Here is a 25903-nt window from a genome sequence, read left to right as displayed (position 1 = left end):
ACCCACTCCGATTGAGTGGGTTTTTTTATGCTTGTGGAAATTAAAATGATAATATGGGTTGGAAATAAGCAACTGAATTTTAATAACAATGACAACAAATCAACTAAATTGGCAAAAAGATAATTTTGAGAATATTGAAACTGCTTGGGAGGGTGATTTGTGGGATCGCCGTCGCTTAGGTGAGCAGTTAGAGAAATATGTGGATCGTTTGCAATGTGGTGCTGTATTGGCATTAGATGCACGTTGGGGCGAGGGAAAGACTTGGTTTGTTCGAAACTGGAAACGTCATTTAGAAACCACAGAGATTCCACATAATGTGATTTATTTAGATGCTTTTGCAAATGATTATTTAGATGATCCATTTCTTGTTATAGCTTCTGAAATTGCAGCGAAACTAGATAAAACTGCTGATAAGCATTTAGTACATAAATTCAAGAAAGCTGCTGCAGTTATGCAGCAAGGGCTTTTAACAATCGCTCCAACGCTGATCGCATCAATGATTAGTTGTGCATTAACTGGAGGAATAATTCCTTTTATAAAAGTGGATAGTGAATCAATTAAAGATAAAATTGATGATGCTATAGATGATGTAGCAAATAATATTGGTGAAAAAGTTACAGAGGCAATTCAAAATAAAATCGATAGTTATGAAGAGGAAAAACAATCTTTACATGCTTTCAAAAATACATTGACTGAGTTGGCTGCAAGTTTAGATGAGCCTTTAGTTTTTATAATTGATGAGTTAGACCGCTGTCGTCCTGATTTTGCGATTCGACTGATTGAAAGGATTAAACACTTTTTTGATATTCCGAAAATTGTATTTGTATTGGTTATGGATAAAACTCAATTTTCTAAAGTTGTTTGCCACAATTATGGCTATGACGAAACATTCGGTGAAGAGTATCTAGATAAGTTTGTGGACTTTACAATTAAGCTCAAAAATACATTAAATGAGCCTGATTATTTTGAAAAAGCTACTAAAGATTTGTTTATAAAAATATTGGGGCATAAGGAAGAGGACTTAGAAAAAAATAATCTTTATCATGAGTGTCGTGCTTACATTCAAGAGACTCGTTTTTCTAAACGCGAGTTAAAAAATAAAATAAATCAGTTTTCATTAATAAAATTGAATGAACATAAGAAAGATTCAATCATTTTAGCTACTTTATTCTTTAAAGATTCTGATGATTTATTTAAAAGCATTTATCATGCGATTCATAATTATACAGATTTAATGATAAGGATTAGGCATAGTGTTTTTACAGAAACTTGGTACGAGACAGATAGGTATACTAGGTCTAACCTTATGTTGAATATTTGGAATGAATTATTTAGCACAGAATATTCAATAGTACATTTTATTGATCATATTAAGAAAAAAATAGATATAAAAGACTCATTTATAAGTAGTCCTGCATTAATGCATAGGGATGAAGAGCTATTACATCTATTGAAACAATATTCTTTAAATACGTTGCATCAATCGAATCAGTTTGATTTGAAGTGTAGACAATATATTGAATCTGGTTTTGCATACTAAATTGAGTTGATAAATTTAGCTAGTTTTTCAACATCATCCGTCTGCAAATATTCACGCATTTTTAAAAACTGCTTTTCATCTAGCTCATAAAGCTTAAGAGAAAGCAGTTTTTTTATATCTTCATTAGAAAAACGAGATTTAATGATTTTGGCAGGGACACCACCCACCACAGCATAAGGTGGTACATCTTGAGTGACCACAGCGCCTGTAGCGACCACAGCCCCTTCACCTAGCGTTATACCCGGCATAATCATGGCACGTGAGCCAATCCAACAACCATCGCCAATGATGGTGTCTCCCGCAAGCTCGAAACCGCGCATATCGAAAGGAAAGGCGGAAATCCAGTCGGTGCGATGCAGTTGATTGCTGCCCATCATAATCACGCATTCTGCGCCAAAACAGACGAAATTACCGATATAAAGCTGATCAATAGGTTTATCTACTGTTGAGGGTTTATCATGTAAATAACGCACCACACAGCGCTCAAAGCCCTGATCCCAATAGGCCGAATAATAAGAATAATTTCCTTTAATATGAATATTTGGATTCTTCACGGTTTTGGAAATAAATTCGAACTCACACCAATGATTGACGGGGGAGTTGATAAGCTTCTCGGACATAAGAAAAAGGAATTGATGGGGTGAGGGGATTATAGCTGAAAAGATAAATTCCCTCATCCCAGCCTTCTCCCAGAGTGAGAAGGAGTATTCATTAAGGAAGCTATTGCTATTCGATACACAAAGAAGTTCCCTCTCCTTATAGGAGAGGGGTAGGGAGAGGTGTATTTAAGAACAAAAAACCCCTCAAAAGAGGGGCTGTGCATTCAATAACTTTAAAAATTAAAGATATTCAACTTTCACAATTTCGTACTCAACTTCACCATTTGGTGTAGTGATTTTCGCATCATCGCCTTCACTTTTGCCCAAAAGACCACGTGCGATTGGAGAGTTCACCGAGATTTTATTAATTTTAAAATCTGCTTCGTCATCGCCTACGATTTTATAGGTCTTTTGTTCTTCAGTGTCTAAGTTTTCAATGGTCACAGTTACACCGAATACAACACGACCGTTTTGCTCAAGTGTTTTGACATCAATCACTTGGCAAGCACCAAGCTTACCTTCGATGTCTTGTAGACGACCTTCACAGAAACCTTGTTGCTCGCGAGCTGCATGGTATTCTGCATTTTCTTTTAAGTCGCCGTGTTCACGTGCTTCAGCAATTGCAGCGGTAATACGTGGACGATCAATAGTTTTAAGTTGATGCAATTCTTTCTCTAAGGCAATTTTGCCTTCAGGAGTCATAGGATAACGTTGCATGTTGTCCCTCTAAAGTCAGTTAAAAAATAAAATCTATAAATAAAAAAATCCCGCCACCAAGAAGGTAGCGGGACTTCTTGGAAGCTGAATTAACCTTTAGTTAAATCTTGCAAGCGATATACATCCATTGGTAATTTGATTGCTAAAGCTTGGCATACTGCGTCTGCGCCATTCAAGGTTGTGGTGTAATACACTTTGCCTTGAAGTGCAGAACGGCGGATCGAGAATGAATCTTCTTGAGCCTGTTTGCCTTCTGTTGTATTGATAATGAGCTGAACTTCACCATTTTTCAAGCGGTCCACAATATTAGGACGACCTTCTGTGACTTTGTTCACACGTTCACATGCAATACCAGCATCGCGGATCACATCATAGGTACCGCCTGTGGCGATCACTTTGAAGCCAAGATCCGTTAACTGTTTCGCAATACCGACTGCACGTGGCTTATCAGAATGACGAACAGATAAGAATGCGTGTTTCACTTCGCCTTCAGTTGGTAGACCAGGTAAACGATCATTTGAGCCTAAAACAGCTTTATAGAATGCTTCACCAAATGTTTTACCAACGCCCATCACTTCGCCTGTCGATTTCATTTCAGGGCCAAGGATTGGGTCAACGCCAGGGAATTTGTTGAATGGGAACACTGCTTCTTTCACAGAGAAGTGTTTTGGAATAATCTCTGTCGTGAATCCTTGAGATTCTAGAGATTGACCCGCCATACAACGTGCAGCCACTTTCGCTAACGATTCACCGATACATTTAGAAACGAACGGCACAGTACGTGATGCACGTGGGTTCACTTCAAGAATGTAAACGTCAGTGCCTTTTACTGCAAACTGAACGTTCATCAAACCAATCACGCCAAGCTCTTTCGCCATTGCAACTGTTTGACGACGCATTTCGTCTTGAACGTCTTTAGATAAAGAGTACGGTGGAATTGAACATGCAGAGTCACCTGAGTGAATACCGGCTTGTTCAATGTGCTGCATAATGCCGCCAATCACCACGTCTTTACCGTCAGATACGCAGTCCACGTCTACTTCAATCGCATCATCTAAGAAATGGTCAAGCAGAACAGGGGCTTCGTTTGATGCTTGAACTGCATCACGTAGGTAGCGTTTCAATTCGTCATCGTTGTACACGATTTCCATCGCACGACCACCAAGGACGTAAGATGGACGTACCACAAGTGGATAGCCCACTTTCGATGCTTCGGCAATACCTTCTTCAGCAGATTTAACAATGCTGTTGCTTGGCTGGCGAAGTTGCAGACGTTGAATCATTTGTTGGAAACGTTCACGGTCTTCTGCACGGTCAATCGCATCAGGTGATGTACCGATAATTGGCGCACCTGCTTCTTCTAAAGCGCGAGCCAATTTCAAAGGTGTTTGACCACCGTACTGAACGATAATGCCTTTTGGCTTCTCGATACGTACGATTTCAAGTACGTCTTCCAATGTGATTGGTTCGAAGTACAAACGATCTGATGTGTCGTAATCTGTGGACACCGTTTCAGGGTTACAGTTCACCATGATGGTTTCATAACCATCTTCACGCATTGCAAGCGCTGCGTGTACACAGCAGTAATCGAATTCGATACCTTGACCAATACGGTTAGGACCGCCACCGATGACCATAATCTTGTCACGATTCGACGGGTTTGCTTCACATTCTTCATCGTAAGTTGAATACATGTATGCTGTATCAGATTCGAATTCAGCTGCACAAGTATCGACACGTTTGTAAACAGGGGTCACGCCCAAGTTCCAACGGTGTTTACGGAATTGTTTTTGTGAAATGCCCATCAAGTTCGCAATGCGAAGATCTGATAAACCTTTACGTTTGAATGAACGGATGTTGTCCGCATTCAAATCGCCAAAACCTAAAGTTTTGATTTGGTTTTCAGTTTTGATGATGTCTTCGATTTGAATCAAGAACCATTTGTCGATGTTGGTTGCAGCGAAGACTTCATCTAACGTGAAACCGTGACGGAATGCATCGCCCACATACCAAATACGCTCAGGACCCGGTACTTTAAGTTCTTGTAAGATCTTGTCTTTCGCGCCTTCAGTACCGACTTCGATTTTTTCATCAAAGCCACATGCACCCACTTCAAGACCACGAAGCGCTTTTTGCATAGACTCTTGGAAGTTACGACCAATTGCCATGACTTCACCCACAGATTTCATCTGTGTGGTCAATACTGCGTCTGCTTGTGGGAATTTCTCGAAGTTAAAGCGAGGAATTTTTGTGACAACATAGTCAATTGCAGGTTCGAACGATGCAGGGGTTACGCCGCCTGTGATGTCATTTTTCAACTCATCAAGGGTATAACCAACTGCCAATTTCGCAGCGATTTTCGCAATTGGGAAACCAGTCGCTTTTGACGCCAACGCAGAAGAACGAGACACACGTGGGTTCATTTCAATAACAACCATACGGCCGTCTTTCGGGTTAATACCGAACTGAACGTTTGAACCACCTGTTTCTACACCAATTTCACGTAAAACAGCTAAAGATGCGTTACGTAAAAGTTGGAATTCTTTATCTGTTAATGTTTGTGCAGGGGCAACCGTGATGGAGTCACCTGTATGCACGCCCATTGGGTCAAAGTTTTCAATGGTACATACAATGATACAGTTGTCGTTTTTGTCACGAACAACTTCCATCTCGTATTCTTTCCAACCAATCAATGATTCATCAATAAGCAGCTGATGCGTCGGAGAAAGATCGAAACCACGTTCACAAATTTCAATGAACTCTTCGCGGTTATAGGCAATACCACCGCCTGAACCACCCATGGTGAATGATGGACGAATGATTGAAGGGAAACCCAATTTCGCTTGGATTTCAAACGCTTCTTCCATCGTGCTTGCAACAGCAGCACGTGGACATTCAAGACCGATACGACGCATTGCATCATCGAATAATTTACGGTCTTCTGCCATTTCAATGGCTTCTTTCGTCGCACCAATCAATTCAACATTGAATTTTTCTAAAATGCCGTGCTCATCAAGGGCAAGGGCACAGTTCAATGCAGTTTGACCACCCATCGTTGGAAGAACAGCATCTGGGCGTTCTTTCTCAATAATTTGTGCAACCGTTTGCCACGTAATCGGTTCGATATACGTTGCGTCTGCCATTGCAGGGTCAGTCATAATGGTGGCAGGGTTCGAGTTCACCAAAATAACGCGGTAGCCTTCTTCACGAAGGGCTTTACACGCTTGCGCGCCTGAATAGTCAAACTCACACGCTTGACCAATCACAATTGGACCAGCACCAATAATTAAGATGCTTTTAATGTCTGTACGTTTAGCCATGATTGCTCCTTAATTACTTCTTAGATGCTTCAATAAGTTCGATGAAATGATCGAACAATGGTGCGCAGTCATGTGGACCAGGGCTTGCTTCAGGGTGACCTTGGAAGCTGAACGCAGGTTTGTCTGTACGATGAATCCCTTGCAGGGTTTGATCGAACAAAGATTTGTGCGTTGCTTTCAGATTAGCAGGAAGCGTTTCAGCATCCACTGCGAAGCCATGGTTTTGCGAAGTAATCATCACTGTGCCAGTTTCAATATTCTGCACAGGATGGTTGGCACCGTGGTGACCATGCGGCATTTTCACGGTTTTAGCGCCAGAAGCTAAGGCAAGAATTTGGTGACCTAAGCAAATACCAAAGACTGGTACGTTGCGAGCGTCTTCTACAATCGTTTTTACAGCTTCAATTGCGTAGTCACATGCAGCTGGATCGCCGGGGCCGTTCGATAAGAACACGCCATCTGGATTCAATGCAAGCACGTCAGCAGCAGGAGTTTGCGCAGGCACGACAGTCAATTTACAACCGCGGTCTGCGAGCATACGTAAGATGTTGGTTTTGACACCGTAATCGTATGCAACAACATGGAATTTAAATTCTGGTTGAGCGAAGCCTTTGCCTAAAGTCCATGAACCGGTCGTCCATTCAAAACCGGTCGGATCGCAGCATTCTTTGGCAAGGTCTAAACCGTTTAAACCACCGAAGGCACGTGCTTTTTCGAGTGCTTCTGCTTCAGTGATATTTTCACCCGCAAGAATACAACCGTTTTGTGCCCCTTTGTCACGCAAAATTCGAGTGAGTCGTCGCGTGTCAATATCAGCAATTGCAACCACATTGTGCTGTTTTAAGTAATCACCAAGTGACTGTTCAGCGCGGAAGTTACTATGTAATAAAGGAAGGTCGCGGATAATTAAACCGTTCGCCCATACTTTATGGATACGACCTGACTCAGCGTCTTCTTCATTGCAACCTGTATTACCAATATGCGGGTAAGTTAAAGTCACAAGTTGCTGTGCATAACTTGGATCAGTCAAAATTTCTTGATAGCCAGTCATGGCAGTGTTGAAAACGACTTCGCCAGTTGTACTACCCGTTGCGCCAATCGAAATACCTTTAAAGATAGTTCCGTCGGCAAGGGCTAAAATTGCTGGGGTGCTCAAACCAAAGCTCCTGAAATTTAGGCTGTAAAAAAGCGAGAAGACGAAAAAAAAGGAAGGCTATTTTTTTAACCAACCCTCCTATGTCTGCTCGCTTGAACTTAACACGGTATTATACGCAGTAAGACCTTTGAAGTCCAACGGCTTTGAAGCAAAACTGTAAGATAAATGCCTTGCTTTTTGATCAAAAGTCTGTTTCTTAATCAATGTTGAAAAATGTAACCATTTAATAATTGTTAGACAAATCAAAAGTTAATTTTTATCAGATTCGCTAATATGGCTATGTCAGAATATAACTATAGGAATAAGCACATGACAAATGAAGCGAAAACAACAGCACCTAAAAAACCACTGAATGCTGTGGTTACAGAGACTGCAGAAAAGCTTGAAAAAGCCGCAGTAGAGGCGAAAGAACAAGCAGTAGAAAGCATTGAAGAGAGCAAAGAAAAGCTCGAAGCTGAAGCGAAGCAACTTAACGATACAGTACAGGATCAATTGCGCCAATTCAAGCAAGATGTACTGCAACGTTTAGATAGTTTAAAAGAGCAATTGTTAGGCTCGCAAAAAGATCTCAATGAGTTGAAATCTTTTATCAAAACTGAATTTAACGCAGTGGTTGAAGATCTATCTAAACTGGGTAAAGAACTGAAAGAAGATGTCTCGCAGATCTCAAGTAAGCATAAAGAGCATTTGACGGACACGTTTAAGCGTTCTAAAGAAAGTACTATTGAGGTGCTGAAGAAGGTCAATCCAGTTGTGAAAGGTGATACTGCTGAGAAAAGCACAGATCTTAAAAGTTAACTTCATCAGAAAGCACAAAAAAGGGGAGCAGATCTTGTTCTCCCTTTTTTGTACATTAAATAGAGTAAACATAAAATTGAGGCAAATAAAAAGTGAGGTACGTACCTCACTCATTATTTAGCTCACATGATCCGAGTATGGGGTCTCTCGACATTTTTTTAGAAGAGATGCAGCCAATCACGTTTATTGTGGAAGTCTGCTTGTGGGCTGCTGTGTTGCATGGCGTAGTACTGATCACCTTGTGAGGTTTTCAATACCGCAGATAAGCCTAAGAACATATCTGACCATTTAAGCTTATGTTCAGCCATAAAGACCCCAAGGTCTAAACTGACATTTAAGCCATAATGGGTGCGTTTGAGATGATTTAAGTCAATATCATACGCAACTTCAGGCGGCATCACTTCGGGATAGCGATATTCCTCGAACTGATAAGCCTGCCATGCTTCAGAAGGGGAGAGATTTATCTCGCGATAATAATCTTCGCCCTGAACCCCAATAAAGATCTCAAAACAGGTGTTTTCCCATAAGAAATCTTGACGTGGGTTTTCGCTGACCATCTCTGGCCAAAGCATATATTGGTTCGGGTCACGTAACCAAAAGCCCACATTTAAACCACAAGGACCTTGTTGTTCGATTGCACCGACCAAAGAGATCGCTTGAAAACGGCGATCAAAGGCATTGAGTTCGTAACTTGCCATAGATTTTGAACTTAGTTAGACAAATGAGCGTGACGAACAAGGTTCGATAATTTTTGGTTTTGTTTCGCTGCTTTTTTATAAATCAACGCAATTTTACCAATTTTTTGAACAACTTCAGCGCCTGTTTTTTCTGAAATTTCAACGATCATAGCCGCACGTTCGTCACGATCTTCAGCAACGATTTTTACTTTAATCAGTTCGTGATCGTTTAAAGCGCGGCTTAATTCTTCAAGCACACCTTCAGACAAACCTTTGTCACCAAGCATAACCACTGGGTTTAAAGCATGTCCGATTTGACGTAAACGTTTACGTTCTTGAATAGATAAAGACGCCATGAGAGATAACCTAATTTTTAAAACGGCTTAGTATAGCAAAATCCAAAAACAAACGCTGTAAATTATCAGGAAATAATCATTTTCAATCTGTAGGCTCAAGCAGCAAAAGTCAGCGATTTAGATACAGATGTATACTGCAAAAGCGCTGTTTTTCACGTACAATGAATCATTGGAAATTATTTTTATTTAGAGAGTTATGGCGACACGCATTACCAACCAGAAATTATCAAAAAGTAGTCGTGATTGGATGAGAGAGCATTTAGACGATCCTTATGTGAAAAAAGCACAGAAGGAAGGCTATCGTGCGCGTGCCGCATATAAGCTCTTAGAAATGCAAGAAAAATACAAAATCATTAAACCCGGCATGACGGTGGTTGACCTTGGTGCAGCACCGGGGAGTTGGTCACAAATTGCCGGTAAATTGGTCGGTGATCATGGTTTGTTGATTGCATCTGATATTTTACCAATGGACGCTTTACCCGATGTGACCTTCTTGCAAGGTGACTTCCGTGAAGAAGAAGTGTTCCAAAAGTTACTCGAAATTTTAGATGGACGCGTTGTAGACGTTGTAATTTCAGATATGGCCCCCAATACAAGTGGTAATAAGGCTGTAGATCAACCGCGCCAAATTTATCTTTGTGAACTTGCCTTAGATTTTGCAAATAAGGTGCTAGGCCCCAAAGGTCAATTTGTGGTAAAAGTTTTCCAAGGCTCAGGTTTTGATGAATTCCGTAAGCAAGTGGTTGATAGTTTTGATGTTCTAAAGACGTCAAAACCATTGGCATCACGTGCCCGCTCTAAAGAAGTGTTCTTAATTGGGCAGGGACGTAAGAAGGCTTTAAAATAAGTCTACTTGCCAAGTCGTTAAAAATTGTGCATTTTGTACGTTTTCAGATAATTGCAAGTTGATTTGCAGCTTAAGTATCAAGGTCACCCTTAATCGGGCATGATCAAATTAGATTGGAATGGGAATAAAGCTTTGAGCGATCTTTTTAAGAATGCCGTATTGTGGCTCGTAATATTAGGCGTGCTGGTTCTAATATTCAGTAACGTCAGCGACCGCAAGCAACCGACATCTATGAACTATTCTGAGTTTGTCACTGCAGTCAATGCTGGACAAGTCAAGCAAGTGACGATTGACGGTGAGCGAATTCGTGGTGAGAAATCAAACGGTTCTGAGTTTGAAAGTATCCGCCCTGCAGTTCAAGACCCTGAATTGATGCCAAACCTCATCAAAAACAATGTCATTGTTGAAGGCGAAGCACCACAGCGTCAAGGCGTGTTGATGCAGTTACTCATTGCAAGTTTCCCAGTGCTTTTGATCATTTTGTTATTCATGTTCTTTATGCGCAACATGGGTGGCGGCGCTGGTGGCAAAAACGGCCCAATGAGCTTTGGTAAATCAAAAGCCAAAATGTTATCTGAAGATCAAATTAAAGTGACTTTTGCTGATGTTGCGGGTTGTGATGAAGCAAAACAAGAAGTTGTTGAAATTGTCGATTTCTTAAAAGACCCAACCAAGTTTAAACGTCTTGGTGCGACCATTCCAAAAGGCGTTTTAATGGTCGGTCCTCCGGGTACCGGTAAAACATTGCTTGCAAAAGCTATTGCAGGTGAAGCCAAAGTTCCATTCTTTAGTATTTCAGGTTCTGACTTTGTTGAAATGTTTGTGGGTGTGGGTGCGTCTCGTGTCCGTGACATGTTCGAACAAGCCAAACGCCATGCGCCATGTATTATCTTCATCGATGAGATTGATGCAGTGGGTCGTCATCGTGGTTCAGGTACAGGCGGCGGTAACGACGAACGTGAACAAACATTGAACCAAATGTTGGTTGAAATGGATGGCTTCGAAGGCAATGAAGGCATTATTGTGATCGCTGCAACAAACCGTGCAGATGTACTGGACAAAGCTTTACTTCGTCCAGGTCGTTTTGACCGTCAAGTGGTGGTAAGCCTGCCTGATATTAAAGGTCGTGAACAAATTCTGAATGTACATTTGAAAAAATTACCTTCAGTCACTGGTGTTGACGTTAAAGTACTTGCACGCGGTACACCGGGCTTCTCAGGTGCGCAATTGTCAAACTTGATTAATGAAGCTGCTTTGTTCGCTGCACGTCGTAACAAGAACACAGTCGATATGCATGACTTTGAAGATGCAAAAGACAAGTTGTACATGGGTCCTGAACGTAAATCGATGGTCATTCGTGAAGAAGAACGTCGTGCAACGGCTTACCATGAAGCAGGTCATGCCATTGTGGCTGAAATGCTGCCGGGTACAGATCCTGTGCATAAAGTAACGATTATGCCGCGTGGTTGGGCATTGGGTGTTACATGGCAATTGCCAGAACATGACCAAACCAGTCATTACAAAGACAAAATGCTGAATGAACTTTCTATCTTATTCGGTGGTCGTATCGCTGAAGAAGTGTTCATTAATCAAATGTCGACGGGTGCTTCAAATGACTTCGAACGTGCAACGAAAATGGCACGTGCGATGGTGACCAAGTACGGTATGTCTGACAAAATGGGCGTGATGGTTTACGAAGATGATTCACAGCAATCCTTCATGGGAAGCATCGGCAGTCGTACCATTTCTGAAACGACTCAGCTTGAAGTAGATCGTGAAGTGCGCCGTATTTTGGATGAGCAATACCGTGTTGCACGCGATATCTTAGAAAATAATAAAGATATTGCCCATGCCATGGTGAAAGCTTTGATGGAATGGGAAACCATTGATCGTGATCAAATCCGCGACATTATGGAAGGACGTGAGCCACAACCACCGAAAGTGTATATTGCAGAAAATCCTGTGATTGATGTAACACCGACCGATGGTCCGTTGACACCTCCGCCATTACCAGCGAACTAATTCATGTTTTAAAAAAACCACCTTCGGGTGGTTTTTTTAGCGCTAAAATAATCTTAAGCAAAGTTTTTATCGACAGGTGCGCATACTTTTAACGTTATATTTGAATAGAGTGAATATAAAAAGATTGTAGAAAATTTCGACGTTTGGCATATTAAAAATACAAGAAGTAATCGACGCCACAAGCGTTTTATACGTCATTCACCTGATACCAAAAGTACAACGGTGAACTTAGGATTCAAAACATGAATAACCTACGTCAAACAGCAGGCAAAATGCATCATCTCGATACCAGCCATCCGCTTCAACATAGTTATATGGATGACAGTATTGCATTATTTTCAGGGACCCTATTTGTTGGGATTACGCTGATTCTTTATGAACAAGCAGGTCTACTGACTGGAAGTACCGCAGGCATTGCCTTTGTGATTCATTACGCAACAGGCTGGTCCTTTAGCTTGGTGTACTTTTTAATTAATTTGCCATTTTATTGGTTTGCATGGCGTTATTTAGGGCGTGCTTTTGCGCTCAAGACCTTTATCTGTGTCGGTATGCTGGCTTTAATGACCTTTGTGGTGCCTCGCTATTTACACATTGATTATCTACACCCCATGTTTGCATCTATTGCGGGTGGGTTGATGCTTGGTACAGGTATTTTATTCTTGGCAAGACATCAATCAAGCTTAGGCGGTGCGACGATTATTTCCTTATATTTACAAGAAAAATTTGCAATGAGTGCGGGTAAAGTGCAAATGTGGATAGATTGTATTGTCGTTGCATTTGCCTTTGGTGTGATGCCCTACCAACAAGTGCTATGGTCAATTCTTGCCGCCATTATTATGGGTGTATTCTTGGCTTTAAATCATCGCCCAGGGCGTTATCAAGGTAAATCATAGCCCTAATCTGTAGGTGATGGTTAGGTTCAAAGGACTTATATAGTTAAAAGCATAAAATCAAAATAAAGTGATTTAACCTGTGAAAGAGAAGCAGGCGAAAGAGTTGAAGATTCTTGATTTGGCTTGCTTTCCTATTTAGAAAATGGACAATGAAAGCCAATTTGAATAGGAGTATGTTGACATGCAGCTGATGCCATTACCAACCCGAGTATGGAACTTTGGACGTTTGACGTTGGATTTATCTCAGCCGCATGTTATGGGGATTCTCAATGTTACCCCTGATTCTTTTAGTGATGGTGGTAAGCATCACGCCAAAGATGCTGCTGTCGCACGCGCACTCGAGATGATTGCAGAAGGCGCGACAGTCATTGATGTCGGCGGTGAATCAACACGTCCCGGTGCATCTGTGGTTGAGGTTGAAGAGGAAATCCGACGTGTCATCCCTGTTGTCGAAGAATTGGCGAAACATGATGTCATCATTTCAATTGATACCTCTCAACCTGAAGTCATCCGTGCTGCTGTAAGTGCAGGTGCGCATATTTGGAATGATGTTCGTGCATTGACACGTCCGCATGCATTAGAAACTGCAGCAGCCTTGAATATTCCTGTGATTGTTATGCATATGCGTGGTGAACCTACCACCATGAATAATCTTGATCAATATGATGATGTGACCCAAGATGTGATGCGCGAATTATCCGAGCGTGTTCAAGATGCCTTAGATGCTGGGGTAAAGCCAGAACATATTATGATTGATCCCGGATTTGGCTTTGCGAAAAATGCACAGCAAAATTTAAAACTTCTAAATGAGCTCTATCAATTAAACGCGATGAACTATCCCATTCTTTCAGCATTATCGCGTAAACGTTTTATTGGTGAAGCATTAGGTGGTGCAGATGCGATTGAACGCGCTGTGGGTTCTGTTGCCGCACATCTGATGAGTATTCAACAAGGTGCGTGTATGGTACGTGCGCATGATGTGAAATCCACGGTCGATGCGATTCGTGTTTGGCAGGCGATGCAAGCAGCATCATAATCAGCTCAAAAATGGTATAAATGGCTGCGGTTGTTTGGCTTTTGATCAGCAATATGTTATATAGGCACGCTTGTTGTGTAATGTTGTCATTTAGAGTGCCTGTATGTGTACAGATTTACTTCTCCCCATGTTCGATGATGAATATTATCCCGATATTCTAGTTGCTGAAGTAAAGCAACATGTCGAACGTTTTGCAAAAAAAGTTGAAAAAGCAGGTTTATCTGAACCAGATATTTACCAGTTTGCTCAACTGACTGTGGCGGACATTAATAAAATGAAGCCCCAGTTTGAAGATCTTGATTCATCACTTGATGATACCGCTGCGGATTATATTGCTGAAGCCATGATGATGGTGGTGCAAGAGCAGGGTTATTTCGATGTGGAGATGGAAGAGTTGGTTGCCACGCGTGAGTGGTAAGCAAAAAGCCCTGTAATTTACAGGGCTTTTTTATGCAGCTAAGAATCTAAAAATGCGTCTTTGATCGTTGAATGACGAATCTGATTTAAAAGCGACTGTTCGGCCTGCATACATGTGTGATGTAAGTCTAAATAATACTGTTTTAAATGGGTTTGATGAGCGACAGCTTGAGGATGTTTCAAGCGTGACTGACGATATGACCAATATGCCAATTGACGAATTTTTTGTAAGCGCACTAAATCAATCCGAGGGGTCGCATTTTTAAATAATGCTTCCATCCAAATTGTCGCCAAACTTAATGTAATGAACACTAAACAGGGCATACCTAAAACAGCCGATTGCGTATATTTAAAATTCAGCAAACACAAAAGAAAAAGCGGCAATTGTAGATATAAACAACGTTGTAGCCGTTTGGCATAACGAAAAGAGCTGTATTTTGCTTGGATTTGCATGCGCCACAAATAAGGATAAATGAATGCAATCAGAATCATAGATCCTGCACTGATCGCTTGCTCTTTGTGTTCAAAGTAATGCCAATACAGCGGTGCAGAAATCAAGAAGCACATCAATGTGGTGAGCAGCATGAGTAAGGAGAGGCGTAAATATAGATGTATGTCGGTGGCGGGATTGAAATATTTATAACGGCTATAACCGAGTGTATAAAAAAATGCATCGGGATGGCGTAATTGTAATTGTTGTAGATTAAAACTCGATGACATGCGGATTGATTTCCGTAATGCTAAATTTTAGGCATAAAAAAACCAGCATCAGCTGGAAATTTTATTGCACCATTCTTGAAGTTAAGAATGGTGCCCGAGGCCAGACTCGAACTGGCACGCTTTGTGGGCGGGGGATTTTAAATCCCCTGTGTCTACCGATTTCACCACTCGGGCATGAGCGCAATAATAGAGGACGAAATATCAGTTGGCAAGTTTATTTGTGCTTAATTGCTTTCTTTTCAATCAATTCAGCTGCTTATGTTTAAAATAATTGCAAATTATCTCAACTCAGTCTTACGTCAGCTCATCTAAATAACTGTCCAAATCAATATGTTTAATCTTTTTACAGTATTCGTGTTCAGCTTTAAACAACTGTGTATGCAGATTGGAATAGTGTTTGAGCTGTTTTTTCTTCAGACTATATTGAGGAGATGTTTTCGATTGAAAACATAATTGAAAGCGTAAATGATAAGTTTGTTTATATGCCCAAAAACAAGCAAGACGTAGTTGTTGGAGCTGATAAAGATCGCTCTCTTTACTTTCATTACGAAATAAATTTTCTTTATAAAAACGCACAAATCCAAAACTGACACCGAAAAATAACAATAGCCACAACACAAAGCTACTTTGCAAAAAAGCCAAATTTAACGCTTCAAGCACAATAACGACCGTTAGTTTAATCGGGCTGTGTTTTAACTGCTGATACAGTGAATGCGAAGAGTGTTTCATCTGCTTAATAATCAGCGGCACAATGAGCATCAAAAATAATAAAATGGCAATCACGGCTGAAGTGTGCGCTTTAAAGGCATCATCAGTATCGAACACAGCCAAAAAATAATCTTTCAGCACCAAGCTAATCGGCACGAAAATCATCAAGGCTAAAATCCATGGGATAAATTCCTTACGATCATCTAAAACCCCTTTAGTTTTAATTTGACCATAAAAAACATAATTGCGCTGAAAAGCCTTTGGGTACAGTGATTTAACGTGTGCTAAAAGCAGGCTGACTTGCGTTGATTGCATGGATTAAAAAGAAAATAAAAGACAGGTCAGTACTATAGTGCAATTGTTTTAAAATAGCAGAATAAATTCTCTAGCGCTTTTGTTGTGAATGCTGATGAAGATTGTGGGTAATTTACGCCAAATTATGCGAAAATACGCAATTCTAGATTTATTTTAAGGACAGTTCATGACTGATCAATCTCCTGACACATTAAGCGACATCGAAATTTTAGACATCCTTCAAACAATGAAGAACGATACGCTAAATACTGAAGCGGAGCTCGCCATTCGTACGGCAGGCAAAGCGGGTCGTCAGGAAGGACATAAACAAGCCATCGTGGCATTGAATCAGTCATTTGAAGATAAATTTGTTGAAGCTGTGTCTTTAGCATTGGGCTTAAGCGCAGGGCAAATTAAAAAAATTCGCTACAAAAAAGACCGTGTTCGTATTTTAAAAGCACGTGGCATTGACTATATGGCAATTGATGGTGCGGAAACAGCTCAGGTGTTATCTGCCATTGCGCAAGCCATTGTGCGTGAAGATGCGATTGTGACCCATGATTTACACAATATCTTCCCATTTTGGAAAGAAGGTTGGCCAATGGTGCAATTTGATAATGCGTATAAAATTTTAGAAGATGATATCCGTATTCATTATCAAGCTGTTTTGGATGTGTTATTAAGAGCGGTTTAAAGCACGAAGCCAATAAAAAAAGCACCTTAAGGTGCTTTTTTAATTTGAATATAACCAGCTTAAAATTAAACTGATGGGCAGGATAAACAAACGACCCCACATGATGAGAGGTACAGCAAGATATTGTCCGAAGCTCATGGTGCGATCATAACTGCCGCGGCGACGTTCATAGCCATAAGGCGTAATGATGCATGCGAAAATGAGTAAGCCCACAGCTAAACATAAAAACAGCGGGTTTTGGACTTTGACAAAGAAATAATAAATTAAATAAAGCGCAGAATAAAAACTAAAACAAGCAAGTAGGGCGGAAATAGACATCTAAGTATTCCTCGTTCTTGTTATATATAGCAGAAGAACCTGATTACTCAGGGTCTTCAATTTTCGGTGCACTTATTTCATCAATCCGTGTCACTAACAGTTGGTCAATTTTAAAATGATCAACATCGACTACTTCAAATTTATAACCGGCATGAATAACGGTATCGGCAGGACGTGGAATCTTACGCAACTTGAACATCATAAAACCAGCTAGGGTTTCATACGTTTCATCATCAGGCATCGTGTCAATTTCAAGCGCATGCTTTAAATCTTCAATCGGGGTACTACCATCAATCAGCCATGAGTTTAAATCACGTTTAATGATTTGTTGATCGGCTTCAATCGGGGTGACCCAATCACCCATCACGGTAATCATAATATCTGACAAGGTAATGACACCAACAACCAAGGCATATTCATTAATCACCACGGCGAACTTTTCTTTGGTCGAACGGAAACGATCGAGTAGTTCAGATAGGGTTAATGAGTCAGGAATGGTCAGCACATTACGAATGGTATTTTCATTGAGTTGCAGTAAAGACTGATTATTCAGAATACGGACCAAAATATCTTTGGCATCGACATAGCCAATCACATCGTCAATATTTTCACTACACACTAAGAATTTTGAATAAGGAAATTCTGCCAATTTTTGACGAATACTTTCTTCTGATTCTTTTAAAGTGAAGTACACCACATTTTCACGGGTGGTCATACTAGAAGGAACATTTCGCTCCTCAAGTTCAAATACATTTTCAATAAAGTGATGTTCTTGTTTTTGTAACACCCCGGCTTGCGCACCTGCATCCATGACAGCTGAAATATCATCAAAGGTAATATTGTCATCCCGTGTGGTATTCACTTTGAATAAACGGAACAGCAAGTTGGCAATCGCATTAATAAACCAAGCCAAAGGTCGGCAAACACGAATGAAGATTTGAATTGGATCAATGACAGATACTGCAATTTTTTCCGGTGCAATCATAGCCAAGCGTTTTGGCATTAAATCGGCAAAAAGAATAAACAGTGATGTCACTAGGGTAAATGAAATGGCAAAACTGATATTTTCTGCCCAAGGACCTGTATAAAAGCGCGAAACAAATTCGATGATATACGGTCGAAATGCACCTTCACCTAAAATACCACCCAAGATGGCAACGGCATTTAAGCCAATTTGAGAAGCAGCAAAGAAGTCTGCTGAATTTGCTTGAAGATCTAATACTTTTTGTGCGCGAACATCTCCCGTTTCAGCCAAAATTTTAAGTTTGACCTTGCGGGCACCGGCAAGCGCGATTTCTGTTAACGATAAAAAACCAGCCCCCGCGATGAGTATTAAAATGATCACGATATTTTGAAAGAGGCTCACGAATCCACCTGTGGAAAAAGATCATCTAATAATATTTTTAACATAAAAAAAGGACCTGAGCTGCAAAAAATGCATCTTAAGTCCCTTGATTATAAGCTTAGAAAATAAGAATTTAGCAAAAATTACAATTAATAATGTGAAAACTGAGAATTATTGTTTAAAAATTCACGGTTCTCTTCTTCGATCATCTGACGTGCGACATACAAAATCAATTGGCGTAACCAACGATGCGCAGGGTGATGATGCAGTAAAGGACACCATGCCATTTTGAGTTCAAATTCAGGAATATAAAACGGTGGATCTTTAATCAGTAAATTTTGGCTGTTGGCTTGTAAACGCGCAATACGTGAAGGCAGTGTTGCAACCAAGTCAACATTCGATGCCAACAGTGCTGGCATTTGATAATGACGGGTAAAGACTGAAATTTTACGTTTCTGACCAATTCGCTCTAAAGCTTGATCAATCCAACCGAGTCCTGCTTGTTTCTCAGGATTCACCCCGAAGCCAACGCCCATACCAGTTTTAGAGACCCAGATATGCTGTGCATCTAAATAGCTTTTTAAGTTCAAATTTGCCGCAGCGGGATGTTTTTGATTCAGCAGACAAGAAAAACTGTCACGCCATACCAACACTTGGTGGAAACTTTGTGGAATTTCATTGAAGCGATTAATCGCAAGATCGACTTTACCTTGTTCCATGTCGCGATAAGACACATCACTTGGGGTTAAAAAGTCGAGCACCACATTCGGTGCTTCAGAACGTAATGCTTTGACTAAGCGAGGTACTAACGTCGCTTCGGCATAATCCGAGGTCATAATCCGGAATACACGATTCGAGGTATAAGGACGGAACTCCGTGCGCGGCTCTAAAATCATGGAAAGATCAGATAAGGCGTCACGAATACGAGGTTGGAGTTCTAATGCACGTTCTGTCGGTGTCATCCCTTCAGATGAACGGATCAAGAGGGGATCATTAAATAAATTGCGTAAACGACGTAAAATATTACTCATTGCAGGTTGGGTGACACCCAATTGTTCTGCAGCACGAGTTACATTTTTTTCGCGAAGAAGTACATCAAGATAAATTAATAGATTGAGATCGACCCGCTCCAGATTCATAAAAGAAATACCGAGAATAAAATCATGAAATTATGGTGATTATGCCATATCCGAGACGGCTTATGTAAGAACGCGATGAAAAAAAGCGAAGCATTAGAAGCATGATTTTAGCTAAAAATAAGCAATTAAAATTTGAATATTAAACTGCTTAACTGCTGTGATAATGCCTGACTCTGCACGATTATTTTGCTTATAACGAATGACTATTTTAAGAGAGAGGGTAGACCTAGGATGAAGATGAGAATAGCTCATAAAATAATGATCACTATTACGTGAAATATACCGAAGTGAATCGAAGCATGAATGTGATTTTTATTCTGTTTTGCTCAGTTTTTAGTGAATATTGAGCACTGACCAAAGTCTCAAAGACTTAAGTCTAATGAAAGTTGAAAAGTTTTTTTGAGGAATATTTAGACAAAAAACACAGACTTATTTTTATATAAATTAAATTAAAACAAATGCTTATAATTTTAATGGATTGTTATAATTAGACTTTGATCTACATATTTATTAAATAAATACTGAAGATTCTTGCAGACTATTGGATTAATTATTTTATTCCCTCTACTCTCTAGCTATCACAACGAAATGCATAATATCTAAACAATAAACCGAGGGTAAGATTTTAAGCATTCGTTGAAGAAAATCCTAATATTATTACAGGAAAAGATCATGACTACATATCAAACAGCGATTGATGCAATCCGTGAATTAAAAGCAAAATTCGGCAACACTTGGGCGGACATCTCTCCTGAAGATGCTGCACGTATGCAAATCCAAAACCGTTTTAAAACTGGTTTAGACATTGCGAAATACACAGCTGCAATCATGCGTCGTGATATGGCTGCTTATGATGCTGACTCTAGCAAATACACTCAATCATTGGGTTGCTGGCACGGTTTCATCGCACAACAAAAAATGATTGCGAACAAAAAATACTTCGGTACAACTGAACGTCGCTATATCTACCTTTCTGGTTGGATGGTTGCTGCACTTCGTTCAGAATTCGGTCCACTTCCTGACCAATCTATGCACGAAAAAACATCTGTACCTGCATTGATCGAAGAAATCTACACATTCCTTCGTCAAGCGGATGCAAAAGAATTAAACGATTTGTTCCGCGCGCTTAAAAAAGCAAACGAAGCAGGCGATACTGCTAAAGCTGCTGAAATCACGTCTCAAATCGACAACTTCCAAACTCACGTTGTGCCAATTATTGCGGATATCGATGCTGGTTTCGGTAACGAAGAAGCAACTTACTTGTTAGCGAAGAAAATGATCGAAGCGGGTGCTTGTGCACTACAAATCGAAAACCAAGTTTCTGATGCGAAACAATGTGGTCACCAAGCAGGTAAAGTAACTGTTCCACACGAAGACTTCATCGCGAAAATCCACGCACTTCGCTATGCATTCTTAGAAATGGGTCTTGAAGAAGGTATTATTGTTGCGCGTACTGACTCTGAAGGCGCTGACTTGACTCAAAAAATCCCAGTGGTTAAAGAGCCAGGCGACATCGCTTCTCAATACATCAGCTACTTAGACACAACTGAAATTGATATTTCAGAAGCGCAAGAAGACGAAATCCTGATCAAACGTGATGGTAAACTTCACCGTCCAAAACGTCTTGCTTCTGGCTTGTACCAATTCCGTGAAGGCACTCAAATCGACCGCGTTGTACTTGACTGTGTAACTTCACTTCAAAACGGTGCTGACTTACTTTGGATCGAAACTGCGACGCCAAACGTAGCTGAAATCGCTCACATGGTCAACCGTGTGAAAGAAACGATTCCAAATGCGAAACTTGTTTACAACAACTCACCGTCATTCAACTGGACGTTGAACTTCCGTCAACAAGCGTACGATCGTTGGGTTGCTGAAGGTAAAGATGTTTCAGCTTACGACCGTGCTAAATTGATGAGCGCTGAGTATGACGAAACTGAATTGGCTGCTGAAGCTGATGAGAAAGTTCGTACATTCCAAGCGGATGCTGCACGTGAAGCAGGTGTGTTCCATCACTTAATCACACTTCCGACTTACCACACTGCTGCGCTTTCTACACATGAGCTTGCACAAGGTTACTTCGGTTCTGAAGGTATGTTGGCTTATGTTGCTGGCGTACAACGTAAAGAAATTCGCGGTACGATCGCTTGTGTGAAACACCAAGCAATGGCGGGTTCTGACATCGGTGATGACCACAAAGAAATCTTCGCTGGTGACAACGCGCTTAAAGCGGGTGACGATGCGAAAAATACAATGAACCAATTCGGTGGTTAATCCTCCCGACTGATTCAAAAAAACCCTGCGAAAGCAGGGTTTTTTATTTTTTAGATCAAAATTTTATTGATCAACTCTTTTGAATAGTTGCAGGGAAATCAAATCAGACATTCTTGTTTACATGAGATAAGCATTCTTGCTTTGAAAGGAAGCGCACTTTTATTCAAATAGCCTCCTTATCTAATACTTATTAAAAATAAGGTAAAGCAGGATAAATTTTAAGCGGGTAATAAAATAATGAGCCATGTAACGAAGATCATCGCTAAAGCAACAAACTGCGCGGCACTTCCCATATCTTTAGCATTTTTAGACAATTCATGTCGCTCAAGTGAAATCCGGTCGACTACGGCTTCAATCGCTGAATTGATGAGCTCAACAATAATCGCCAATAAACACACCATAATCAGTAAAGCATGCTCAACACGGCTGACCTCAAGACATAGACTGATGGGAATGAGTACAACATTAATCAGGATGATTTGGCGAAATGCAGCTTCATTTTTAAATGCAGCCTTGAAACCAGCAATCGAATAAGAGGTGGCATTTATAATGCGTTTTAGACCCGTTTTACCTTTAAATGGATGTGATGCGTTCATGTCAGCATAAGATAGAGATGAAATTTGCCGCAATATAACACGAATAAAAGACTTAATTCTTTCGCTGCATCCATTCTATTTCTATGATTCAAAAGTTGTAATCTCCACATTTTCTTCATGTTTAAGGCTTAACACATTTTTTTGTGAGTAAGGCTTGCAATATAAGGCTATGTCACTGAATATTAAAAAATAGGAAAAATATAATGTTGGCTGTTTGCCTTCTTTGTGTAACTTATAAAGTGACTTGAACCTATGTTGTCTCGGTTTTTTATCCATCGCCCTATTTTTGCTGGTGTTTTAGCAATTGTCGTAATGGCGATTGGATTATTTGCAGTAATGAATCTCTCGGTCGAGCGTTATCCAGATATTGCGCCACCACGGATTAGTGTATCTACGACCTATACAGGTGCTTCAGCTGAAGTAGTCGAAGAAAGCGTTACGCAAATTTTAGAGCAAAAAATCAAGGGCATTGATCACCTGTTGTATTTCAGTTCAAGCAGTGACTCATCGGGTCGCAGTCGAATTAATATCAGTTTTAAAAATGGTACAGATCCAGACACCGCACAAGTTCAAGTCCAAAATGCCATTAATGGCGTGCTCAATCGCTTACCTGAAGATGTACAACGCCAAGGTGTCAATGTCTTAAAATCCTTAGGCGATACGCATATGGTTATGAGTCTTTACGATGAATCTGGTCGTAGTAAAGATCTTGAGCTGTCTGACTATTTAATGACGCATTTGGAACAGGACATTGCACGCATCGAAGGTGTCGGCGAAGTCGATGTATTTGGCTCACAATATGCCATGCGGATTTGGCTGAATCCAAACAAACTTAAACAACATCAGTTAATGCCAAGCGATATTCGAGCTGCAATTGAAACACAAAATACGCAAGTCACCGCAGGGGCAATCGGTGATTTACCTGTCTTGGATGATCAATATCTCAATGCCAAAGTCACTTCAGGAACACGCTTTAAGTCTGTCGAAGAATTTGAAAATATCATTGTCAAATCAGGTCGCGATGGCGAATTTATTTATTTAAAAGATGTGGCAAGAATTGAGCTAGGTGCAGAAAATTATCAATCGTATACCACAAATAATGGTTATCCATCCGCGGGCTTAGGGATCACACTCGCATCAGGTGCCAATGCGATTGCCACGTCTGAGCTGATTAAAGCAGAAGTGGATCGTATTTCGAAACAGTTGCCAGAAGGCTATAAAATTGCCTATCCACGTGATAACACACCGTTTGTGCAAGAATCTATTAAAGAAGTGGTGAAGACCTTATTTGAAGCGGTGCTGTTGGTCATTGCGGTGATGTTTCTGTTTTTACAAAACTGGCGTGCCACATTAATTCCAACAGTGACTGTGCCTGTAGTGATTTTGGGCACAATGGCAATTTTATATGCCCTCGGTATGAGTATTAACACGCTGACCTTATTTGCCTTGGTGCTCGCAATTGGCTTATTGGTCGATGATGCGATTGTGGTGGTCGAAAATGTTGAACGTTTGATGCATGAAAAGCAGCTCTCTGCCAAAGACGCTGCCCTCGAATCCATGCAGGAAATCAGTGGGGCATTGATCGGGATTACCTTGGTTCTAACGGCTGTTTTTATTCCGATGGCATTTTTTGGTGGTTCAACGGGAGTGATTTATCGTCAATTCTCTATTACGTTAGTGGCAGCAATGGGATTGTCTTTGTTGGTTGCGCTGATCCTAACCCCCGCATTATGTGCCTTAATTTTAAAACCTAATCCAAAACCTGCACGTTGGGCGACGGGCTTTAATCGAAAACTTGAGCAACTCAAACAGCATTATCTGAATGTATCGAAAAAACTATTTCAGCATAAAACGGTGTGTTTGTTGCTTTTAGGCGCTTTAATTTGCGTATTTGCTTTATTTTATCGTGCGTTGCCGACCAGTTTCTTACCGAGTGAAGATCAGGGGATTTTGAGTTTACAAGTCAAATTACAAGAAGGTGCGCCGCTCAGAAATACCATTGAGGTCGGGGAGAAAATTCGTGAATATTTCCTTGAACATGAAAAGGACAACGTCAATTTAGTGATGATGCGTTATGGACGCAATTTCTCAGGCACAGGGCAAAATCTAGCCACTGGTTTTGTGGCATTAAAACATTGGGATGAGCGTGACGGTCAAGCCAATACCGCGCAAGCGATTCGTGAACGTGCCATGACCCATTTTAAAGGTTTTAATCAAGCACAAGTGAACGTCAATATGCCGCCTTCGGTGAATGGATTGGGACAAACCGATGGCTTAGATTTTTGGATTCGTGATGTCGATGGGAAAGGACGCCAAGCTTTAGCGGATCAATTTAAGCCTTTAGAACAGAAAGCTGCCGCGTATTCAAGCTTTGAAAACTTAGGCAAACGTACAAATCCTGATAAAGCGGAACTTAAAGTCGATATTGATCGTAAACGCGCGATGGCGAATGGTCTCAATCCTTCAGCTATTAACAATACCTTGTCAGCAGCATGGGGCGGAAGTTATATCAATGATTTTATTGACCGTGGTCGTATTAAGCGCGTCATGATGCAAGGCGATGCTGAATATCGTTCAAAACCTGAAGACTTGGCCGCCTGGCATGTGCGGAATGATCAAAATCAGATGATTCCATTTAGTAATTTTGCCGAGGTGAATTGGAGTGGTGGACCCGAAGTCGTCAATCGCTTCATGGGTTATACCGCACTGCAAATGGAAGCGGATATTGCCAAAAATACCAGTTCAGGCGAAGCCATGCGTGATGTTGAAGACTTAGTCTCACAGTTTGATGGCATTGATGTGGTGTGGAGTGGCTTATCCTTTGAAGAAAAACAATCCAATAATCAGGCATTCTTGCTGTATCTCGTCTCGATTGGTTTTATTTTCTTATGTTTGGCTGCATTGTATGAAAGTTGGACTATTCCAACTGCGGTGATGTCTGCAATTCCATTGGGGATTGGGGGCAATATTTTATTTAGTTATTTTGCTTCGTTCCCGAATGATATCTACTTCCAAATTGCCTTACTGACCACCATTGGTTTGTCATGTAAAAATGCCATTTTAATTGTGGAGTTCGCAGCTTTAGCCCAAGAAAAAGGTAAAACGATTGTGGAAGCTGCGCTCGAAGGTGCAGCCTTACGCTTACGTCCTATTTTAATGACCTCTTTGGCATTCGGTGCCGGTGTTTTACCATTGGTCTTTGCCTTTGGTGCTGGTGCAGTTAGCCGTCAAGAGATTGGGGTGAGTGTATTGGGTGGGGTCATCTTCGGTACAGTACTTGTACTGATTTTCATACCATTTATGTATGTAATCATTCGTGGGGTATTTCAAAAGTCTGGGCATAAATCGTCTACATGAGAAATAAAAAGTATCGAGCCATATAGATGATCTTTACACGATAAAGCGTATCGACATATACGCTTTATTGACATCATAAC

General features: G+C 40.7%; 22 protein-coding genes and 1 tRNA gene. 10 read left to right on the top strand and 13 right to left on the bottom strand.

Annotated elements, in window-relative coordinates; all coding sequences use genetic code 11:
- The first annotated feature begins 88 nt into the window (after nucleotides 1-88).
- Complete coding sequence (locus GFH30_RS09410; protein ID WP_153372066.1) at nucleotides 89-1540, top strand: KAP family P-loop NTPase fold protein; 1452 nt, start codon at nucleotides 89-91, stop codon at nucleotides 1538-1540.
- On the opposite strand, the gene GFH30_RS09405 is transcribed toward GFH30_RS09410, so the two are convergent.
- The 4 genes from GFH30_RS09405 to carA all read right to left on the bottom strand — a co-directional run bounded on the left by GFH30_RS09405 (nucleotide 1537) and on the right by carA (nucleotide 7332).
- Nucleotides 1537-2160: a CatB-related O-acetyltransferase gene (locus GFH30_RS09405; RefSeq protein WP_153373430.1), complete on the bottom strand. Its 624-nt coding sequence runs from the start codon at nucleotides 2158-2160 to the stop codon at nucleotides 1537-1539. The genes GFH30_RS09410 and GFH30_RS09405 overlap by 4 nt on opposite strands.
- A gap of 219 nt (nucleotides 2161-2379) precedes the next feature.
- Nucleotides 2380-2856, bottom strand: a complete 477-nt coding sequence (gene greA, locus GFH30_RS09400) for a transcription elongation factor GreA (RefSeq protein ID WP_153372064.1) — start codon at nucleotides 2854-2856, stop codon at nucleotides 2380-2382.
- 89 nt (nucleotides 2857-2945) lie between these two features.
- Nucleotides 2946-6176, bottom strand: coding sequence for a carbamoyl-phosphate synthase large subunit (gene carB / locus GFH30_RS09395; RefSeq protein ID WP_153372062.1), 3231 nt, complete (start codon nucleotides 6174-6176; stop codon nucleotides 2946-2948).
- A gap of 13 nt (nucleotides 6177-6189) precedes the next feature.
- A complete protein-coding gene (gene carA / locus GFH30_RS09390) occupies nucleotides 6190-7332 on the bottom strand; it encodes a glutamine-hydrolyzing carbamoyl-phosphate synthase small subunit (RefSeq protein ID WP_153372060.1) in 1143 nt (380 codons plus the stop codon).
- Nucleotides 7333-7641: 309 nt separating this feature from the next.
- On the opposite strand from carA, the gene GFH30_RS09385 reads away from it, so the two are divergent.
- Nucleotides 7642-8130, top strand: a complete 489-nt coding sequence (locus tag GFH30_RS09385; RefSeq protein ID WP_153372058.1) for a hypothetical protein — start codon at nucleotides 7642-7644, stop codon at nucleotides 8128-8130.
- Nucleotides 8131-8288: 158 nt separating this feature from the next.
- Here GFH30_RS09385 and GFH30_RS09380 read toward each other — a convergent pair whose 3' ends face one another.
- Both GFH30_RS09380 and GFH30_RS09375 read right to left on the bottom strand, forming a co-directional pair.
- The gene (locus GFH30_RS09380; protein WP_153372056.1) at nucleotides 8289-8828 is read right to left on the bottom strand and encodes a DOMON-like domain-containing protein; all 540 of its coding nucleotides are present in this window, start codon (nucleotides 8826-8828) and stop codon (nucleotides 8289-8291) included.
- Between the two features lie 11 nt (nucleotides 8829-8839).
- Nucleotides 8840-9163 (bottom strand): YhbY family RNA-binding protein, encoded by a 324-nt coding sequence (locus GFH30_RS09375; protein WP_153372054.1) that lies wholly within the window; start codon nucleotides 9161-9163, stop codon nucleotides 8840-8842.
- A gap of 196 nt (nucleotides 9164-9359) precedes the next feature.
- Between GFH30_RS09375 and rlmE the strand changes: the two genes are divergently transcribed.
- The 5 genes from rlmE to GFH30_RS09350 all read left to right on the top strand — a co-directional run bounded on the left by rlmE (nucleotide 9360) and on the right by GFH30_RS09350 (nucleotide 14379).
- Complete coding sequence (rlmE, locus tag GFH30_RS09370) at nucleotides 9360-10010, top strand: 23S rRNA (uridine(2552)-2'-O)-methyltransferase RlmE (protein WP_153372052.1); 651 nt, start codon at nucleotides 9360-9362, stop codon at nucleotides 10008-10010.
- A gap of 132 nt (nucleotides 10011-10142) precedes the next feature.
- Entirely contained in the window at nucleotides 10143-12032 is a 1890-nt protein-coding gene (ftsH, locus tag GFH30_RS09365) for an ATP-dependent zinc metalloprotease FtsH (protein WP_153372050.1), read from the top strand.
- Nucleotides 12033-12274: 242 nt separating this feature from the next.
- Nucleotides 12275-12925 (top strand): YitT family protein, encoded by a 651-nt coding sequence (locus tag GFH30_RS09360; RefSeq protein WP_153372048.1) that lies wholly within the window; start codon nucleotides 12275-12277, stop codon nucleotides 12923-12925.
- 181 nt (nucleotides 12926-13106) lie between these two features.
- The gene (gene folP, locus GFH30_RS09355; protein WP_153372046.1) at nucleotides 13107-13961 is read left to right on the top strand and encodes a dihydropteroate synthase; all 855 of its coding nucleotides are present in this window, start codon (nucleotides 13107-13109) and stop codon (nucleotides 13959-13961) included.
- 103 nt (nucleotides 13962-14064) lie between these two features.
- Entirely contained in the window at nucleotides 14065-14379 is a 315-nt protein-coding gene (locus GFH30_RS09350) for a DUF5713 family protein (RefSeq protein ID WP_153372044.1), read from the top strand.
- 38 nt (nucleotides 14380-14417) lie between these two features.
- Here GFH30_RS09350 and GFH30_RS09345 read toward each other — a convergent pair whose 3' ends face one another.
- From GFH30_RS09345 to GFH30_RS09335, 3 genes are all read right to left on the bottom strand, one after another.
- Nucleotides 14418-15098: a hypothetical protein gene (locus tag GFH30_RS09345; protein WP_153372042.1), complete on the bottom strand. Its 681-nt coding sequence runs from the start codon at nucleotides 15096-15098 to the stop codon at nucleotides 14418-14420.
- A gap of 88 nt (nucleotides 15099-15186) precedes the next feature.
- Nucleotides 15187-15272 (bottom strand) — tRNA-Leu (locus tag GFH30_RS09340).
- A gap of 120 nt (nucleotides 15273-15392) precedes the next feature.
- The gene (locus GFH30_RS09335) at nucleotides 15393-16121 is read right to left on the bottom strand and encodes a hypothetical protein (RefSeq protein WP_153372040.1); all 729 of its coding nucleotides are present in this window, start codon (nucleotides 16119-16121) and stop codon (nucleotides 15393-15395) included.
- A 166-nt stretch (nucleotides 16122-16287) separates the two neighbouring features.
- Here GFH30_RS09335 and GFH30_RS09330 point away from each other — a divergent pair, with 166 nt between their 5' ends.
- Nucleotides 16288-16794: a hypothetical protein gene (locus GFH30_RS09330; RefSeq protein WP_153372038.1), complete on the top strand. Its 507-nt coding sequence runs from the start codon at nucleotides 16288-16290 to the stop codon at nucleotides 16792-16794.
- Between the two features lie 39 nt (nucleotides 16795-16833).
- On the opposite strand, the gene GFH30_RS09325 is transcribed toward GFH30_RS09330, so the two are convergent.
- The 3 genes from GFH30_RS09325 to GFH30_RS09315 form a co-directional block, all read right to left on the bottom strand.
- Entirely contained in the window at nucleotides 16834-17112 is a 279-nt protein-coding gene (locus tag GFH30_RS09325) for a hypothetical protein (protein WP_153372037.1), read from the bottom strand.
- 43 nt (nucleotides 17113-17155) lie between these two features.
- Nucleotides 17156-18478, bottom strand: coding sequence for a hemolysin family protein (locus GFH30_RS09320; protein ID WP_153372035.1), 1323 nt, complete (start codon nucleotides 18476-18478; stop codon nucleotides 17156-17158).
- Between the two features lie 128 nt (nucleotides 18479-18606).
- Nucleotides 18607-19596: a LysR family transcriptional regulator gene (locus GFH30_RS09315; protein WP_153372033.1), complete on the bottom strand. Its 990-nt coding sequence runs from the start codon at nucleotides 19594-19596 to the stop codon at nucleotides 18607-18609.
- Between the two features lie 672 nt (nucleotides 19597-20268).
- On the opposite strand from GFH30_RS09315, the gene GFH30_RS09310 reads away from it, so the two are divergent.
- The gene (locus GFH30_RS09310; protein ID WP_153372031.1) at nucleotides 20269-21870 is read left to right on the top strand and encodes an isocitrate lyase; all 1602 of its coding nucleotides are present in this window, start codon (nucleotides 20269-20271) and stop codon (nucleotides 21868-21870) included.
- A 218-nt stretch (nucleotides 21871-22088) separates the two neighbouring features.
- On the opposite strand, the gene GFH30_RS09305 is transcribed toward GFH30_RS09310, so the two are convergent.
- Complete coding sequence (locus GFH30_RS09305) at nucleotides 22089-22466, bottom strand: diacylglycerol kinase (protein WP_153372029.1); 378 nt, start codon at nucleotides 22464-22466, stop codon at nucleotides 22089-22091.
- A gap of 252 nt (nucleotides 22467-22718) precedes the next feature.
- On the opposite strand from GFH30_RS09305, the gene GFH30_RS09300 reads away from it, so the two are divergent.
- Entirely contained in the window at nucleotides 22719-25823 is a 3105-nt protein-coding gene (locus GFH30_RS09300) for a multidrug efflux RND transporter permease subunit (RefSeq protein ID WP_153372027.1), read from the top strand.
- The last annotated feature ends 80 nt before the right edge of the window (nucleotides 25824-25903 follow it).

This window comes from Acinetobacter wanghuae (assembly GCF_009557235.1).
In the GTDB taxonomy this organism is placed as follows: Bacteria; Pseudomonadota; Gammaproteobacteria; order Pseudomonadales; family Moraxellaceae; genus Acinetobacter; species Acinetobacter wanghuae.
Note: the sequence above shows the minus strand (reverse complement) of the source record. Positions and strands in the feature narration are given on the sequence as shown.

Bases quoted from the DNA above. Each gene is read 5' to 3' on its own strand.
- GFH30_RS09410 (WP_153372066.1), top strand. From the start codon at position 89: ATGACAACAAATCAACTAAATTGGCAAAAAGATAATTTTGAGAATATT.
- GFH30_RS09405 (WP_153373430.1), bottom strand. From the start codon at position 2,160: ATGTCCGAGAAGCTTATCAACTCCCCCGTCAATCATTGGTGTGAGTTC.
- greA (WP_153372064.1), bottom strand. From the start codon at position 2,856: ATGCAACGTTATCCTATGACTCCTGAAGGCAAAATTGCCTTAGAGAAA.
- carB (WP_153372062.1), bottom strand. From the start codon at position 6,176: ATGGCTAAACGTACAGACATTAAAAGCATCTTAATTATTGGTGCTGGT.
- GFH30_RS09385 (WP_153372058.1), top strand. From the start codon at position 7,642: ATGACAAATGAAGCGAAAACAACAGCACCTAAAAAACCACTGAATGCT.
- GFH30_RS09380 (WP_153372056.1), bottom strand. From the start codon at position 8,828: ATGGCAAGTTACGAACTCAATGCCTTTGATCGCCGTTTTCAAGCGATC.
- GFH30_RS09375 (WP_153372054.1), bottom strand. From the start codon at position 9,163: ATGGCGTCTTTATCTATTCAAGAACGTAAACGTTTACGTCAAATCGGA.
- rlmE (WP_153372052.1), top strand. From the start codon at position 9,360: ATGGCGACACGCATTACCAACCAGAAATTATCAAAAAGTAGTCGTGAT.
- GFH30_RS09360 (WP_153372048.1), top strand. From the start codon at position 12,275: ATGAATAACCTACGTCAAACAGCAGGCAAAATGCATCATCTCGATACC.
- folP (WP_153372046.1), top strand. From the start codon at position 13,107: ATGCAGCTGATGCCATTACCAACCCGAGTATGGAACTTTGGACGTTTG.
- GFH30_RS09350 (WP_153372044.1), top strand. From the start codon at position 14,065: ATGTGTACAGATTTACTTCTCCCCATGTTCGATGATGAATATTATCCC.
- GFH30_RS09345 (WP_153372042.1), bottom strand. From the start codon at position 15,098: ATGTCATCGAGTTTTAATCTACAACAATTACAATTACGCCATCCCGAT.
- GFH30_RS09335 (WP_153372040.1), bottom strand. From the start codon at position 16,121: ATGCAATCAACGCAAGTCAGCCTGCTTTTAGCACACGTTAAATCACTG.
- GFH30_RS09330 (WP_153372038.1), top strand. From the start codon at position 16,288: ATGACTGATCAATCTCCTGACACATTAAGCGACATCGAAATTTTAGAC.
- GFH30_RS09325 (WP_153372037.1), bottom strand. From the start codon at position 17,112: ATGTCTATTTCCGCCCTACTTGCTTGTTTTAGTTTTTATTCTGCGCTT.
- GFH30_RS09315 (WP_153372033.1), bottom strand. From the start codon at position 19,596: ATGAATCTGGAGCGGGTCGATCTCAATCTATTAATTTATCTTGATGTA.
- GFH30_RS09310 (WP_153372031.1), top strand. From the start codon at position 20,269: ATGACTACATATCAAACAGCGATTGATGCAATCCGTGAATTAAAAGCA.
- GFH30_RS09305 (WP_153372029.1), bottom strand. From the start codon at position 22,466: ATGAACGCATCACATCCATTTAAAGGTAAAACGGGTCTAAAACGCATT.
- GFH30_RS09300 (WP_153372027.1), top strand. From the start codon at position 22,719: ATGTTGTCTCGGTTTTTTATCCATCGCCCTATTTTTGCTGGTGTTTTA.